The sequence below is a fragment of the Tsukamurella paurometabola DSM 20162 genome (assembly GCF_000092225.1).
Classification (GTDB): domain Bacteria; phylum Actinomycetota; class Actinomycetes; order Mycobacteriales; family Mycobacteriaceae; genus Tsukamurella; species Tsukamurella paurometabola.
Genome location: NC_014158.1, coordinates 2661727 through 2675604, shown reverse-complemented (window position 1 = coordinate 2675604; position 13878 = coordinate 2661727). Strand labels below are relative to the sequence as shown.

At 69.8% G+C, this 13878-nt stretch carries 11 protein-coding genes and 1 pseudogene; 10 read left to right on the top strand and 2 right to left on the bottom strand.

What is annotated here, in order from left to right:
• Positions 1-2: 2 nt before the first annotated feature.
• The 5 genes and pseudogenes from rpoZ to nhaA all read left to right on the top strand — a co-directional run.
• A complete protein-coding gene (rpoZ, locus tag TPAU_RS12895) occupies positions 3-278 on the top strand; it encodes a DNA-directed RNA polymerase subunit omega (protein WP_013127199.1) in 276 nt (91 codons plus the stop codon).
• Positions 279-289: 11 nt separating this feature from the next.
• Positions 290-1528, top strand: coding sequence for a bifunctional phosphopantothenoylcysteine decarboxylase/phosphopantothenate--cysteine ligase CoaBC (gene coaBC, locus TPAU_RS12890; RefSeq protein ID WP_013127198.1), 1239 nt, complete (start codon positions 290-292; stop codon positions 1526-1528).
• 35 nt (positions 1529-1563) lie between these two features.
• A complete protein-coding gene (gene metK / locus TPAU_RS12885) occupies positions 1564-2787 on the top strand; it encodes a methionine adenosyltransferase (RefSeq protein WP_013127197.1) in 1224 nt (407 codons plus the stop codon).
• 17 nt (positions 2788-2804) lie between these two features.
• Positions 2805-4778, top strand: a complete 1974-nt coding sequence (locus tag TPAU_RS12880) for a primosomal protein N' (RefSeq protein WP_013127196.1) — start codon at positions 2805-2807, stop codon at positions 4776-4778.
• A 126-nt stretch (positions 4779-4904) separates the two neighbouring features.
• A pseudogene (gene nhaA / locus TPAU_RS12875) lies at positions 4905-6200 on the top strand (Na+/H+ antiporter NhaA); the annotation flags it as partial.
• 331 nt (positions 6201-6531) lie between these two features.
• On the opposite strand, the gene TPAU_RS12870 reads toward nhaA, so the two are convergent.
• Positions 6532-7242, bottom strand: a complete 711-nt coding sequence (locus TPAU_RS12870) for a TetR family transcriptional regulator (RefSeq protein ID WP_115329860.1) — start codon at positions 7240-7242, stop codon at positions 6532-6534.
• A gap of 56 nt (positions 7243-7298) precedes the next feature.
• Between TPAU_RS12870 and TPAU_RS12865 the strand changes: the two genes are divergently transcribed.
• Complete coding sequence (locus TPAU_RS12865) at positions 7299-7868, top strand: ester cyclase (RefSeq protein WP_013127193.1); 570 nt, start codon at positions 7299-7301, stop codon at positions 7866-7868.
• 31 nt (positions 7869-7899) lie between these two features.
• Entirely contained in the window at positions 7900-9732 is a 1833-nt protein-coding gene (locus TPAU_RS12860; RefSeq protein WP_013127192.1) for a neutral/alkaline non-lysosomal ceramidase N-terminal domain-containing protein, read from the top strand.
• A gap of 34 nt (positions 9733-9766) precedes the next feature.
• On the opposite strand, the gene TPAU_RS12855 is transcribed toward TPAU_RS12860, so the two are convergent.
• Positions 9767-10828 carry an alpha/beta hydrolase family protein gene (locus tag TPAU_RS12855; RefSeq protein WP_147291093.1) on the bottom strand — a complete coding sequence of 354 codons (1062 nt, stop codon included), beginning with the start codon at positions 10826-10828 and terminating at the stop codon, positions 9767-9769.
• Between the two features lie 155 nt (positions 10829-10983).
• Here TPAU_RS12855 and def point away from each other — a divergent pair, with 155 nt between their 5' ends.
• Genes def through TPAU_RS12840 form a run of 3 tightly spaced genes read left to right on the top strand, consistent with a single transcriptional unit; the run spans position 10984 to position 13816 of the window.
• Positions 10984-11526 carry a peptide deformylase gene (def, locus tag TPAU_RS12850; protein WP_013127190.1) on the top strand — a complete coding sequence of 181 codons (543 nt, stop codon included), beginning with the start codon at positions 10984-10986 and terminating at the stop codon, positions 11524-11526.
• Positions 11526-12461: a methionyl-tRNA formyltransferase gene (locus tag TPAU_RS12845; RefSeq protein ID WP_013127189.1), complete on the top strand. Its 936-nt coding sequence runs from the start codon at positions 11526-11528 to the stop codon at positions 12459-12461. Before def ends, TPAU_RS12845 begins: the two co-directional genes overlap by 1 nt.
• Positions 12458-13816 (top strand): RsmB/NOP family class I SAM-dependent RNA methyltransferase, encoded by a 1359-nt coding sequence (locus tag TPAU_RS12840; protein ID WP_013127188.1) that lies wholly within the window; start codon positions 12458-12460, stop codon positions 13814-13816. Before TPAU_RS12845 ends, TPAU_RS12840 begins: the two co-directional genes overlap by 4 nt.
• Positions 13817-13878: the final 62 nt, after the last annotated feature.

Sequence of the window (13878 nt, the reverse complement as noted above, 5' to 3'; positions counted from 1 at the left end):
GCGTGAGCACCACCAGCACCGAGGCTGTGTACGACCAGCCGCTCGGCATCACCAACCCGCCGATCGACGAGCTGCTCGACCGCACCTCGTCGAAGTACGCGCTCGTGATCTACGCGGCCAAGCGCGCCCGCCAGATCAACGACTACTACAACAGTCTCTCCGATGGCATCCTCGAGTACGTCGGGCCGCTGGTCGAGCCGGGCCTGCACGAGAAGCCCCTGTCGATCGCCATGCGCGAGATCCACGAGGATCTCCTGGAGCACACCGAGGGCGAGTGAGCTAAGCGCCCATGATCATCGTCGGGGTCGGCGGGGGGATCGCCGCGTACAAGGCGTGCGCCCTGATCCGGCACTTCACCGAGGCGGGTCATCAGGTGCGGGTCATCCCCACCGAATCCGCGCTGAAGTTCGTCGGCGCCGCTACGTTCGAGGCACTGTCGGGGCAGCCTGTACAGACGGGCGTCTTCGAGTCGATCCCCGAGGTGCCGCACGTGCGGCTCGGCCAGGAGGCCGATCTCGTCGTGATCGCCCCCGCCACCGCGGACCTGCTGGCCCGCGCCGCCCAGGGGCGTGCCGACGACCTGCTCACTGCCACACTGCTCACCGCGCGGTGCCCCGTCGTCTTCGCTCCCGCGATGCATACCGAGATGTGGGAGCATCCCGCGACCCGCGCGAACGTCGCGACCCTCCGCGCACACGGCGCCACTGTTATCGAACCCGCCTCCGGCCGGCTCACCGGCAAAGACACCGGCGCCGGGCGGCTGCCCGAGCCCGATCAGATCGCCGCCCTGGCCGACGTGCTCCTGGAACATCCCGGCGCCCTCGCCCGGGATCTCGAAGGCCGGCGGGTGGTGATCTCGGCCGGCGGTACCAAAGAGGCCCTTGATCCCGTCCGCTATCTCACCAACCGCAGTTCCGGCAAGCAGGGCTATGCGCTGGCCCGGCTCGCCGCGCAGCGCGGCGCTCACGTCACCCTGGTGGCGGGCAACACCATCGGGCTTCCCGATCCGCCCGCGGTCGACGTGGTCCGGATCGCCTCGGCCCTGGACCTCCAGGCCGCGATGGCAGAGCACGCCGCCGGGGCCGATCTGGTGATCATGGCCGCCGCCGTCGCGGATTACCGGCCTGCGGAGATCGCCCAGACCAAACTGAAGAAGGGTGCCGACGGCCGCAGCGACGCTCTGGAGACGATCACGATGATCGAAAACCCGGATGTGCTCGCAGGCCTGGTCCAGTCCCGCAGGGACGGCGGAGTCCGGGCTGATTCGGTCATCGTCGGCTTCGCCGCCGAGACCGGCGATGCGCAGGGCAGTGTGCTGGACTACGGCCGCGCCAAACTGCGCCGCAAAGGCTGTGACCTGCTCGTACTCAATGCCGTCGGAGACGGCCGGGCCTTCGAGGTCGATGAGAACTCGGGCTGGCTACTGGGCGCCGACGGCAACGAGACCGCACTCCCGCTCGGCTCGAAGATGGCCATGGCGGCTCGGATACTGGACGCGGCCGTAGCCCGCGTCGGTGCCGCCCGCTAGGTTGAAAAGTCGCACACCAAGGAGAGGACACCGTCGTGGTTTCTGGGTTCGCCAATTCCGCCCATCGCCTGTTCACCAGTGAATCGGTCACCGAGGGCCACCCGGACAAGATCTGTGACGCCATCTCGGATTCCATCCTCGATGCACTGCTGACGGAGGACCCCACCTCCCGCGTCGCGGTCGAGACGCTGGTGACTACCGGCCAGGTGCACGTCGCCGGTGAGGTCACCACCAGCGCGTGGGCCGATATCCCGCACATCGTGCGGGACAAGGTGCTCGAGATCGGCTACGACAGCTCCGCGAAGGGCTTCGACGGCAACTCGTGCGGCGTGAACATCGCGATCGGCGCGCAGAGCCCCGAGATCGCCCAGGGCGTCGACCGGGCCTACGAGCACCGGGTCGACGGCGCCGACGATGAGATCGACGCGCAGGGTGCGGGCGATCAGGGCCTGATGTTCGGTTACGCGTGCTCGGACACCCCGGAGCTCATGCCGCTACCGATCTCGCTGGCGCACCGGCTCTCGCGTCGGCTCACCGAGGTCCGCAAGAACGGCACGCTGCCGTATCTGCGCCCGGACGGTAAGACTCAGGTCACGATCGAGTACGCCGGAGAGCAGCCGGTGCGCCTGGACACGGTGGTCATCTCCAGCCAGCATGCCGCCGATATCGACATCGATGGGATGCTCACCCCGGACCTGCGCGAGCACGTGCTCGGTTCGGTGATCGCCGATCTGAACCTGCCCAGCCTGGACACCTCCGATGTGCGGCTGCTGGTGAACCCCACCGGCAAGTTCGTGCTCGGCGGTCCGATGGGCGATGCCGGGCTCACGGGTCGCAAGATCATCGTCGACACCTACGGCGGTATGGCCCGTCACGGTGGCGGTGCCTTCTCGGGCAAGGATCCGTCGAAGGTGGACCGCAGCGCGGCGTACGCGATGCGGTGGGTGGCCAAGAACGCCGTTGCCGCCGGGCTGGCCGAGCGGATCGAGGTGCAGGTCGCCTACGCCATCGGTAAGGCGGCGCCGGTCGGACTGTTCGTCGAGACGTTCGGTACCGAGCAGGTCGATCCGCAGAAGATCCAGCAGGCGATCACCGAGGTCTTCGATCTGCGGCCGCGCGCGATCATCAACGACCTGGACCTGCTGCGGCCGATCTACGCGCCTACGGCGGCGTACGGCCACTTCGGCCGCACCGACATCGACCTGCCCTGGGAGCACACCGGACGCGCGGACGCGCTCCGCTCCGTGGCGGGCATCTGACCGCTCCGTCTACAGCGGTGGACGCTGCGCCGACCCCCGTCGAGTTGCCCATCGCGCGGGTGCTGCCGCTGCTCCAGGTGAGCCATCTGGACCGCGAGTTCGACTACCTGGTGCCACCGGAGTTCGACGCCGACGCGCAACCCGGCGTGCGGGTGCGGGTGCGCTTTTCGGGACGGCTGGTCGACGGCTACCTGCTGGAGCGGTTGCCTCGGTCCGATCACGACGGCAAGCTGGCCCGGCTCGACCGTGTGGTCTCGCCGCTCCCGGTGCTCACACCGCCGGTGCTGCGGCTCGTCACCGAGGTCGCGACCAGATACGCCGGTACTCGCGCCGATGTACTGCGTCTGGCGATTCCGCCGCGGCACGCCCGGGTGGAGAAGGATCTGCTCAAGGCCGAGCCGCCCGCACCACCCGAGCCGCCCGAGGTGGTTGCGGCGCTCGCCGAATACACCCACGGTGAACAATTCGTCGCCGCGGCGCTCGCCGGGCGTGCGCCCCACGCCGTCTGGCAGGCATTGCCGGGTGAGGACTGGGCGGCGCGGTTGGCCGAGCTCGCGGCGGCGGTCATAGAGTCCGGTCGATCGGCACTGCTCGTGGTGCCGGATCAGGCGGACCTCGACCGGCTCGCCGCCGCATGCGCGGACCTCAAGCCGACCGTGCTCGCTGCGGGCCTCGGCCCCTCCGCTCGGTACCGACGATGGCTGACAGCACTTCTCGGGCGTACCTCACTGGTGATCGGGACCCGCAGCGCCGCCTTCGTGCCTCTGGCGAATCCGGGCCTGCTCGTGCTGTGGGACGACGGCGACGAGTCCTTCGTCGAGCCACGGGCTCCCTACCCGCACACCCGGGAGGTGCTCGCGCTGCGCGCACACCAGGAGGGCGCTGCGTTGGTGATCGGCGGTTTCGCCCGGACCCCGGAGGCGCAGGCCCTGCTGGATGCGGGATGGGCGGCCGAGGTCACCGCGCCACGCGAGCGGGTGCGCGAGCGGTCGCCGCGGATCATCGGCGTGGCTGATTCGGATTTCGAGCTCGCGCGCGATCCGCTTGCCCGATCGGCTCGCCTTCCGGCCGCGGCTTTTGCTGCTGCGCGCGCCGCACTGGATGCCGAAAGGCCTGTGCTGGTGCAAGTTCCGCGGCGAGGTTATGCCCCGGCCATGTCCTGTGAGCGCTGTCGGACCCCGGCCCGATGCCGCCGCTGTCACGGCCCGCTGGAGCAGGCGGCGGGTGGGGTGCTGCGTTGCCGCTGGTGCGACCGTCCCGATGCGGGATATCGCTGCCCCGCCTGCGGCGGTACCACGATGCGCGCGGTGATCGTGGGGGCCTCGCGCACCGCCGAGGAGCTCGGCCGCGCCTTCCCGGGAGCAGCCGTGACCATGTCTGGTGGTGAGCATGTGCTGGCCGAGGTTCCGGGGGGACGCAGACTCGTGGTGGCTACGCCCGGTGCTGAGCCTGTCGTCGAGCACGGCTACGGCGCGGCGCTCCTGCTCGACGGCTGGCTGCTCCTGGGCCGCGCGGATCTGCGCGCGGGGGAGGAGACTGTGCGCCGCTGGATGAACGCCGCCGCGCTGGTCGCCGCAGACGGCACCGTGGTGTGCGGCGCCGATGCTTCGATTCCCGCGGTACAAGCCCTGATCCGTTGGGACGCCGCAGGGTTTGCGGCGTCCGAGCTGGCCGAGCGGGCGGTGGTCGGTTTTCCGCCGGCGGCGCACCTGGCGGCGCTCGACGGTGCGGAGAGCGACGTGGTCGCGGTCGCCGAGACTGCGGAACTGCCCCCGGGCGCCGAGATCCTCGGCCCGGTCGGCCTGCCGCCGGGCGTGCGCGTGCCCGGCGCTCCCGACGAAGGTTCGCCGCCGATGCGGGTGCTGATCCGGGTGCCGCGCAGGGATGGTCGTGCCCTGGCGCAGGCCGTGTTCCGGGCCCAGGTCGGCCGGAGTCTGCGCCGAGAGGGCTCGCCGGTGCGAATCCAGATGGACCCCTTGCGAATCGGCTGACGCGCCTGCGGGGATCGCGCAGCGCGACTAACGCACTGTGCAAAGATTTGGTAAGGTGAACCCCGGAGCGCCGGGAAGTCTGGTCGGCATGTCATTCGTCGCCGAATCCCGAAGGATCGCTTTCCCATGCCTCGATCGAACGCGCCTCTGCGCGGCCTCGTCCTTTTCCGTCGTGGATCACCCACGGAGACTTCCCGTGTCAGCACGTTGCTGCGCAAAGAGGCGGTGGGCGGCCTTCTTCTCGTCGTCGCCGCAGTGGCCGCGCTCGTCGCCGCCAACACGGGGCTTGCACCCACATACGAATCACTGCGCGGCACCGTGGTCGGCTACGCCCCCTTCAAGCTCGACCTCACGCTCGGACAGTGGGCTTCCGACGGGCTCCTCGCGATCTTCTTCTTCCTCGTCGGACTCGAACTCAAACGTGAGCTCACCTCCGGAGAGCTGCGTTCGCCCCGGACGGCCATCGTCCCCGTGGTCGCCGCGATCGGCGGTGCCGCGGTACCCGCCCTGATCTACCTTGCGCTCAATGCCGGCGGGCCCGGTGGCGCGGGATGGGCCATCCCGACCGCCACCGACATCGCCTTCGCCGTCGCGGTGCTGGCGGTGGTCGGATCGCACTTGCCTGCCGCGCTGCGGCTGTTCCTGCTCACCCTCGCGGTCGTTGACGATCTTCTCGCCATCGTGATCATCGCGATCGCCTACACCGAGAAGGTGGGGTGGATTCCGTTGGTGTGGAGTGCGATCCCGCTCGCCTTGTTCGCGTTCCTCACCCACCGTTACGCCGGCTTCTTCTCGCGACATCACGGAGCCGCCTGGCTGATCCTGTTGCCCATCGGCTTCACGTTCTGGACCCTGGTCCACGCCTCGGGGATTCATGCCACCATCGCCGGGGTCCTGCTCGGATTCGCCGTCCCGGTACTTCGCGGTGGGCCCGACACCGGCCTCGCCGAGGAGTTCGAGCATCGGTTCCGCCCGCTCTCAGCGGGCTTCGCGGTACCGGTGTTCGCGTTCCTCGCCGCCGGCGTCTCGCTGTCCGGCGTCGGTGCGGAGGCAGTCACGGATCCGATCTTCCTCGGCATCGTCGCCGGGCTCGTGGTGGGCAAGCCCGTGGGAATCCTCTGTGCCACCTGGTTGGTGACGAAACTGACCCGCAGCAGCCTCGACCCGGCGGTGCGCTGGATCGACCTACTGGCGGTGTCCCTGCTCGCCGGAATCGGATTCACGGTCTCGCTGCTGATCGCCGAGCTCAGTTTCACGGAGTCGGCGGAGCAACTCGCTGTCGCGAAACTGGCGATCCTGCTCGCGTCGACCGCGGCGGCCCTGGCGGCGGGTGCGATCCTCGCCGCCCGCAACCGCGGCTACCGCCGGCTCGCGGATGCGGATGCGGATACGGTTACGGCCCTGCATACCTCGAGCGGTGAGCGCACCGCGCAGCTGATCGTGACGGCGTTCGTCCCCACACCGGCTCGGTGGCTGAGGCGGCTGGTGCGCCGCGAGGCGTGGGTCGAGGTCGAGGGCGAGGCGGTGCGGGTCCCGGCTGACGGAAGCATCCGGATCGCCGTGCGGCCCGGGGAGCATCAGATCGTCGCCGCGACCCATCGGTCTGCGCTGCCCGCTGCCCGGGGAGGCATGCCCGGCCGTGCGATCGTGGACTCGTTCGAGGTCGGGACAGAGCGGCCGGCGATGCTGATCGTGCGCTTGACCGCGCTCGGTCGGTCCGTCGAGTCGATTCTCCGGTGCCGTTGAGGCGTCCTTACGCCCGGCCCTCCTCCGCCCGGCCCTCCTCCGCGCGGCGCCGCTCCCATCGGGCCACCACCGCGTCACCGCACAGGTCGACCATGTACTCGAACTCCGTCTCCGGGTCGTACCGCGCGAGGTCGGCCGCGACGAGCCGTACTGCGGACAGCTCGGAGCCGGCGAGCGCGGCCTCGCGCTGGGCGATGGCGTCATCGTCGGTCTCCCCGAAGGTCGGCGTGGACTCCACCTCGCGGAGCATCGTCCCGATCATGATGGCGAGCAGTGACCGCAACAGGTGAACGGCCTCATCAGCGGGGAAGCCGGCTGTGAGCAGCACGTCGAGCACCGACTGAGCGGGCCCGAGGCCGGCGAGGGTCTGCACGCGCCGGGTGAGGAACAGACTGGCGGCCCGGGGGTGCGCCATCGCGGCGTTCCGGAATGCCCATGAGTTCGCTCGGAGGTCGGCGCGCACGTCGCCCGTGGGGCGGTGGACTTCGACCGACTCGAGCAGCCGTTCGGCCACGGCGTCGAGCAACTGTTCTTTGCCCGCGACGTGGTGATACAGACTCTTGGCATCCACCCCCAGCGAGCGTCCCACCGTGCGCATGCTGACCGCCGCGATTCCTTCCGCGTCGATGAGTGCCAGCGCCGCGTCGACGATCGAGGTCCGAGACAAATGCGTGTCGTCCTTCGTCGGGCGCCCGCGGCGCGGGCTGGTGGCGGACATGCAGGTCATTGTGCCGCATTCGAGATAAATCGACGGCGTGGAATTATGTTGGCGGCATGACGACACCTCGATCACGATTCCGCCTGCCGACCGAGGAGGTGCTCCGGGCCCGCGAAGAGCTCGTCCTCGATCACTTCCGCGACGAGGTCGCTCAGGACTGGGACGCCACCCTCGCGACCTTCCCGCACCCGCACTACGAGTTGATCGCGCAGATGACGGTGCACGACGGTGACCGCGATGTGCGCCGGTACTACGCCGACACCCGCACGGCCTTCCCGGACCAGAACCACGAGATCATCGCTGTCCGGCATGCCGTCGACGCCGTCATCGTGGAGTTCTGGTTGCTGGGCACGCAGCGGGGCCCACTCGGCGCGATTCCGCCCACCGGGTCTCGTCACCGCACCCGAATGACCGCCTATTTCGTCTTCGACGAACAGGAGAACCTCGTGGCGGAACGGATCTACTTCGACCAGTTGACCATCCTCCGCCAGCTGATCGCCGGTCTCGACCTGCGGCGCCCCTCCGGATTGATCACGCTGGGCCGTGTTCTGCTGGGCGCACTGCGAGCCGGTCGCGTCGCGCCCGATCCGCGCCTGACCCGGACGGCGCCGCCCATTCTGGACTGAGGGGCGATACGCCGCCCACTAGGCTCGCCCCGTGAGCGAGAACGGGTACCACGCCGGCTGGGCGAAGGTGGACGTCACGGGCGAGCCGTGGGGCGTCGGCATGATGGGTTACGGCATGCCGGGGCAGCGCAGCCGCGGGTTGCTCACTCGGCAGTGGGCCCGAGCGTTCGTCCTCGCCGCACCCGGGCCCGGCGGTGAGGATCGGCGTATCGCCTACGTGGTCGCCGACATCGGCATGTTCTTCCAGGCGGCCGTCGACGAGATCAGCGACCGGCTCGCCGCCGCCACCGAAGGCCGCTTCACCGCGGCGAACACGGTGCTCACCGCCACCCATACCCACTGCGGGCCGGGCGGACACGGCAGGCACCTGTTGTACAACGTGACCACTCTCGGGCAGCACCGCAGGACCTTCGATCGGCTGGTCGACGGGGTGGTACGTGCCGTCCTCGACGCCGAATCCGTGCTCGCCCCCACCTCTCTCGCGATCGCTCGCGGTCAGTTGCACGACGCTTCGGTGAACCGCAGTCCCACATCGTTCGACCGGAATCCCGAGCGGCACCGGCTACCCGGCCGAATCGATCCGGCCGTCACGCTGCTGCGGTTCGAACGTGACGGTGTACTCGCCGCCGCTGTCGACTGGTTCGCCGTGCATTGCACCTCGATGACCAACACGAACCGGCTGATCAGTTCCGACAACAAGGGGTGGGCCGCCGCGGCATGGGAACGGGAATCGCCGGCACCGGGTTTCGTCGCCGCGTTCGCGCAGACCAATTCCGGCGACATCTCACCCAACCTCGACGGGGCGGCCGGCCACGGTCCCACCGACGACGAGCGCCGCAACACCGCCGAGATCGGACGCCGTCAACTCGCGGTGGCCCGCGACCTGGCCGCCGCGCCGGGGGAACCGCAACCGGCGGTCCTCGACCACCGGCTCAGCCACATCGACTTCGGTGCGTGTCGCACCGCGCACGGGCCCACCGGCCGCGCCGTGCTCGGCGCGGCGTTCGCGGCGGGCACCACCGATGGGATCGGATCCGCTGCATTCCGGCAGGGGCTGGGCAATCCGATCGGCATCCTCAGTCGTGCTCTGTACCGTCGATTCCCGGCGCTGGCAGCGCGGCAGGCACCGAAGGAGATGTTGCTCCCCGTCGGAGCGTTGGGCTGGGTGCAGGAGCGCCTTCCCGTACAACTCATCCGGATCGGCGACCTGTACCTGGTCTGTCTGCCCGTAGAAGTCACCGTGACGGCGGGGGCACGGTTACGGACCGCCGTCGCAACGGAACTCGGGGTTCTGGCGTCGGCCGTGCTGATTCAGGGATACGCCAACGGCTACGCCCACTACCTCACCACTGCGGAGGAGTACGACGCGCAGCGCTACGAGGCGGGCAGCACGATCTTCGGACGGAACCAATTGGCTGCGTTCATCGAGGCAGCGGCGCGTTTGGCCGCGGATATGTCCGCCGGACGCGCGAGCGCGCCGGGTACTGCGCCGACACCGCGCCGAGCTGCACGTATCGGTTCCCCCTCCGGCTCAACGATATTCGCGCGTCGTCGACCGGTTCACGTGGTTGCGGTACGCACGCCGGCACCGTCGGACCCGGTGTTGACGGTCGAGTTCGGCTGTGGGCACCCGAACCGCGTCATCCCCGACAGTTACGTCCGGGTGCAGCGACATGCGGGGCAGGGGTGGGACGCCTACGCCGATGACGACGCGCCGTGCACCGAGATCTCCTGGGCCCGTCAGGGGACCGGATTCCGTGCCACCGTGCGTGTGAGCGACGTCGGGCCCGGTGTGTACCGGGTGGGCTACTGCACCGACCGGCCCGGCCACTACACGTGGTCCGGGCCGGTGACGGTGCGCTGACCGGCGAGATCACGCCCCGACGGACAGCTGCGCGCTATCGCCCCCCGCGCTGGCGGAACTCGTCGGTGTACCCCAGTATCGCCTTCTGCACCACGGGCCAGTAGCGGTTCTGGGATTGCGAGGGGAGGTACACGTTGTGCCCGGCACCGGGGAGGAAGACGGCTTCGCCGCGGCCGTTCTTCGCGCGGAGGGCGTCGATGAACGCCTGGCAGCCCTCCGGCCGGACGATGCGGTCGGCGGTGCCGTTGAAACACGTGACCGGCACCTTGGGATTGATGTTCTGAATCGGGTCGGCCACCGCGAACTGCTGGGGGAATTCGTCGGGCAGGCCCAGGAACAGGCGGGTGTTGACGTTGCCGTCCGCCACAGCGCGACGCATGTCGAGGACGCCGCCCATGGAGACCACGGCGGCCGGAGTCACAGCGGGAACGCTGCCCATCGCACCGGGGGTGAGCATCGACCGCGCCGAGGCCCACACCGCGAGTTGGCCTCCCGCGGAATGCCCTGCGACCACCACGTTGTTCAGATCGAGGTTCGGCGCGTACTGCGCTTTCACGGTTTGCAGGTAGTCGATCGCGGCGGCGGTGTCGGTGAGCGTGATGGGGTAGCCACCACCGGCCCCGATCCGCCGGTACTCCACGTTCCACACGGCCACGCCGTGGCTCACCAGTGAGCGCGCCATCTCCGACATCGATGACGCCACCGACGGCGTGCGCCAGCCGCCGCCGTGCAGCAGCACCACCACGGGGATCTGGGCGGGCAGGGTCGGTGCCGAGGGACGTGCACCCAGCGGTCCGCCGGACGGATTCTCGTCGACCGCCGGCGCGGAAGGCAGGTAGAGGTCGCCGTAATTCTGCGCGGGGTCCGACCAGCTATCCGGCACCGCGTAGACGATGCGCTGAGGCTGGGTAACGGGAAACTTCCCCACGATCGCGGCGGGGCTGACCGGCGGATACGATGCCGGCGCGGGGGCCGGAGCGGACGACGACGTGACGCCGCGACCCGGATCATCGGTCGTGGCGCAACCCGCGCTCAGGAGCACGGAAATGCAGACGGCGGCACCGATCATCGGTCGCCGGGCGCGCGCAAAGTGCACGTCGTCCCTCTCTCGCCCGGCGGGGCGGTCTCGTGGCGCTTCGTCCGAATTCTAAGGCAACCCTCTGTGGAAGTCACAAGCCCTGTGACGGACGGCGTGGCCCGGCCTCCCGAACCGGGGCGGAAGTCGCATCGTCCGGGCTGGATAATGGGGGAATGAGCGTTCTACCCATCCGCATCTATCCCGACCCGGTGCTGCGCACCCGCGCGGACGAGGTGACGGTTTTCGACGCCGACCTGGCGCGCCTCGTCGACGACATGATCGACACCATGCACCACCACAACGGAGCCGGACTCGCGGCACCGCAGGTGGGCGTGAGCAAGCGTGTCTTCGTGTTCGGCTGCGGTGGCCGCGAGGGGCACATCATCAACCCCGTCTGGCGTGCCGTCGGCGACGAGACGCAGACCGGCCCCGAGGGCTGCCTGTCGATCCCCGAGATCCTCGAGCCCTGTACCCGCCACCTGAACGTGGTCGCCGAGGGCGTCGATGTGCACGGCGAGTCCCTCGCCATCGAGGGCACCGAGATCCTTGCGCGCTGCATCCAGCACGAGACCGACCACCTCGACGGCGTGCTGTTCCTGTCCCGGCTCGAGCCCGAGGACCGCAAGCGCGCGATGAAGGCCATCCGCAGTGCGCCGTGGTTCACCGACCCGGCATCCACCCTCGGCGACGGCGCGGCCATCGGCGGTCGTGCCTGATGCGGCTGCTGTTCGCGGGAACTCCCGAACCGGCAGTCCCGGCGCTGCGCGCGCTCCTCGCGTCCGAGCATGAGGTGGTGGGTGTTCTCACCCGCCCCGACGCCCGGTCGGGACGGGGACGCGGCGTGCGCCGTTCGCCTGTCGGCCAGGTCGCCGACGAGTCCGGCATCCCCGTTCTCACCCCGGCCTCCCTGCGCGATCCGGAGGCCCGGTCCGCGATCGTCGACCTGGCACCCGACTGCTGCCCGGTGGTCGCCTACGGCGGCATGATTCCGCCCGACCTGTTGGACGTGCCGCGCCATGGCTGGATCAATCTGCACTTCTCGTTGCTGCCGGCGTGGCGCGGCGCGGCCCCGGTGCAGGCCGCGCTGGAAGCGGGGGACGAGGTCACCGGCGCCTCGACTTTCCGCATCGAGGCCGGACTCGATACCGGCCCCGTGTTCGGAGTGCTCACCGAACGCATCCGGCCCGACGACACGGCGACGGTGCTGCTCGGGCGGCTCGCCGAGTACGGTGCGGAACTGCTCACGCGCACCGTCGACGGGGTGGCGGCCGGTGCGGTATCGGCGGTTCCGCAATCCACCGACGGTGTCTCCCACGCGCCGAAGGTCAGCGTCGACGGCGCCCGGGTGCGATTCGACCTGCCTGCGGGCGCCGTGGACCGGCACATTCGTGCGATGACCGATGCGCCCGGTGCGTGGGCCCAGCACGGCGACGTCCGACTTAAGCTCGGGCCCGTCGTGGTGGCCACCGACGGGGCGCCACTACGACCGGGGGAGCTCCTGGTGAGCAAGCGCGACGTGCTCGTGGGCACCGCGACCGCCCCGGTGCGCCTCGGCACGGTACAACCGCCCGGGAAAAAGCCTATGCCCGCAGCTGATTGGGCGCGCGGCGCTCGGATCGAGAGCGGCCTCGTGATCGGAACCGAGCAGTGACCGACCCCGCACGCCGGGCTGCGCTCGAGACCCTGGCCGCCGTGCGTGAGCGCGGTGCCTACGCCAACCTGGTGCTGCCCGGGCTACTGCGTCAGGCGCGGCTCACAGGCCGCGACGCGGCTTTCGCGACGGAACTCACCTACGGCGCCTGTCGGGCACAGGGCCTGCTCGATGCGGTGATCGAGGATGCCTCCGGCCGGTCCGTGGACGAGATCGACGGACCAGTGCTGGATGCCTTGCGGCTGGGCGTGTATCAGTTGTTGCGTACCCGCGTCGGCGCGCACGCCGCCGTGGACGAGACCGTTGAAGCGGTCAAGGCATCGTCCGGGCGTGGCGCCGGAGGTTTCGCGAACGCGGTGTTGCGCAAGGTATCCAAGGCCGACGAAGACGCATGGGTGGCCAAGCTCGCGCCGTCCGCCGCCGACGACCTGGTAGGACACCTGGCGATGCAGTACGCGCATCCTCGCTGGATCGCCGACGCGTTTTGGGAGTCACTGCGCGCCAACGGTATCCGTTCCATGGGGCAACTGCAGGCGCTCCTTGCCGAGGATGACGCCCGCCCGCCCGTGCACCTGGTCGCGCGGCCAGGGGAGATCTCTGCCGACGAGCTGGCGTTGATCGTCGGCGGTGAGACCGGTCGACTCTCGCCCTACGCGGTGTATCTGCCCGGTGGCGATCCCGGTGCATTGGAACCGGTGCGCGACGGGTTGGCCGGTGTTCAGGACGAGGGTAGCCAGCTGATCGCGCGGGCACTGACTATCGCGCCGGTCGAGGGCGAGGATGGTGGCCGCTGGTTGGATCTGTGCGCCGGACCCGGTGGGAAGGCCGCGCTGCTCGGTTCGCTGGCCTCCATCGAGGGGGCCCGCGTGGATGCGGTGGAGCCTGCGGAGCATCGGGCGGAACTGGTGCGCACGATCACCAAGGGGCTACCGGTCGAGGTGCATGTCACCGACGGACGCTCGTCCGGGCTCGAGCCGGGCTACGACCGCGTGCTGGTCGACGCCCCGTGTTCCGGTCTCGGAGCGCTGCGCCGCAGGCCTGAGGCGCGCTGGCGCAAACAGCCCGCGGACATCGCCGACCTCACGGTTCTGCAGCGCGAACTGCTCACTGCCGCGGCGGGGCTCACTCGTCCGGGTGGTGTGGTGCTCTACGCCACGTGCTCGCCGCACGTGGCCGAGACCATCGGCGTGGTCGCCGACCAGCGGCTGCTCACCGACGCCGGGCTGGAACCGATCGATACCCGTCCGCTGGTTCCCGCGACCGACCTGCCACTCGGCGATGGACCGCACGTCCAACTGTGGCCGCACCTGCACGGCACCGACGCGATGTTCTTCCAGGCTTTCCGCAAGCTCTGACATCACCCCGTCCCCATGCAATTGAACACCGTTACGGAGGCCGCCGAACTGCGGCTTCGCTC

Bases quoted from the DNA above. Each gene is read 5' to 3' on its own strand.
- coaBC (WP_013127198.1), top strand. From the start codon at position 290: ATGATCATCGTCGGGGTCGGCGGGGGGATCGCCGCGTACAAGGCGTGC.
- TPAU_RS12870 (WP_115329860.1), bottom strand. From the start codon at position 7,242: ATGTCCGCCACCAGCCCGCGCCGCGGGCGCCCGACGAAGGACGACACG.
- def (WP_013127190.1), top strand. From the start codon at position 10,984: ATGAGCGTTCTACCCATCCGCATCTATCCCGACCCGGTGCTGCGCACC.
- TPAU_RS12865 (WP_013127193.1), top strand. From the start codon at position 7,299: ATGACGACACCTCGATCACGATTCCGCCTGCCGACCGAGGAGGTGCTC.
- TPAU_RS12845 (WP_013127189.1), top strand. From the start codon at position 11,526: ATGCGGCTGCTGTTCGCGGGAACTCCCGAACCGGCAGTCCCGGCGCTG.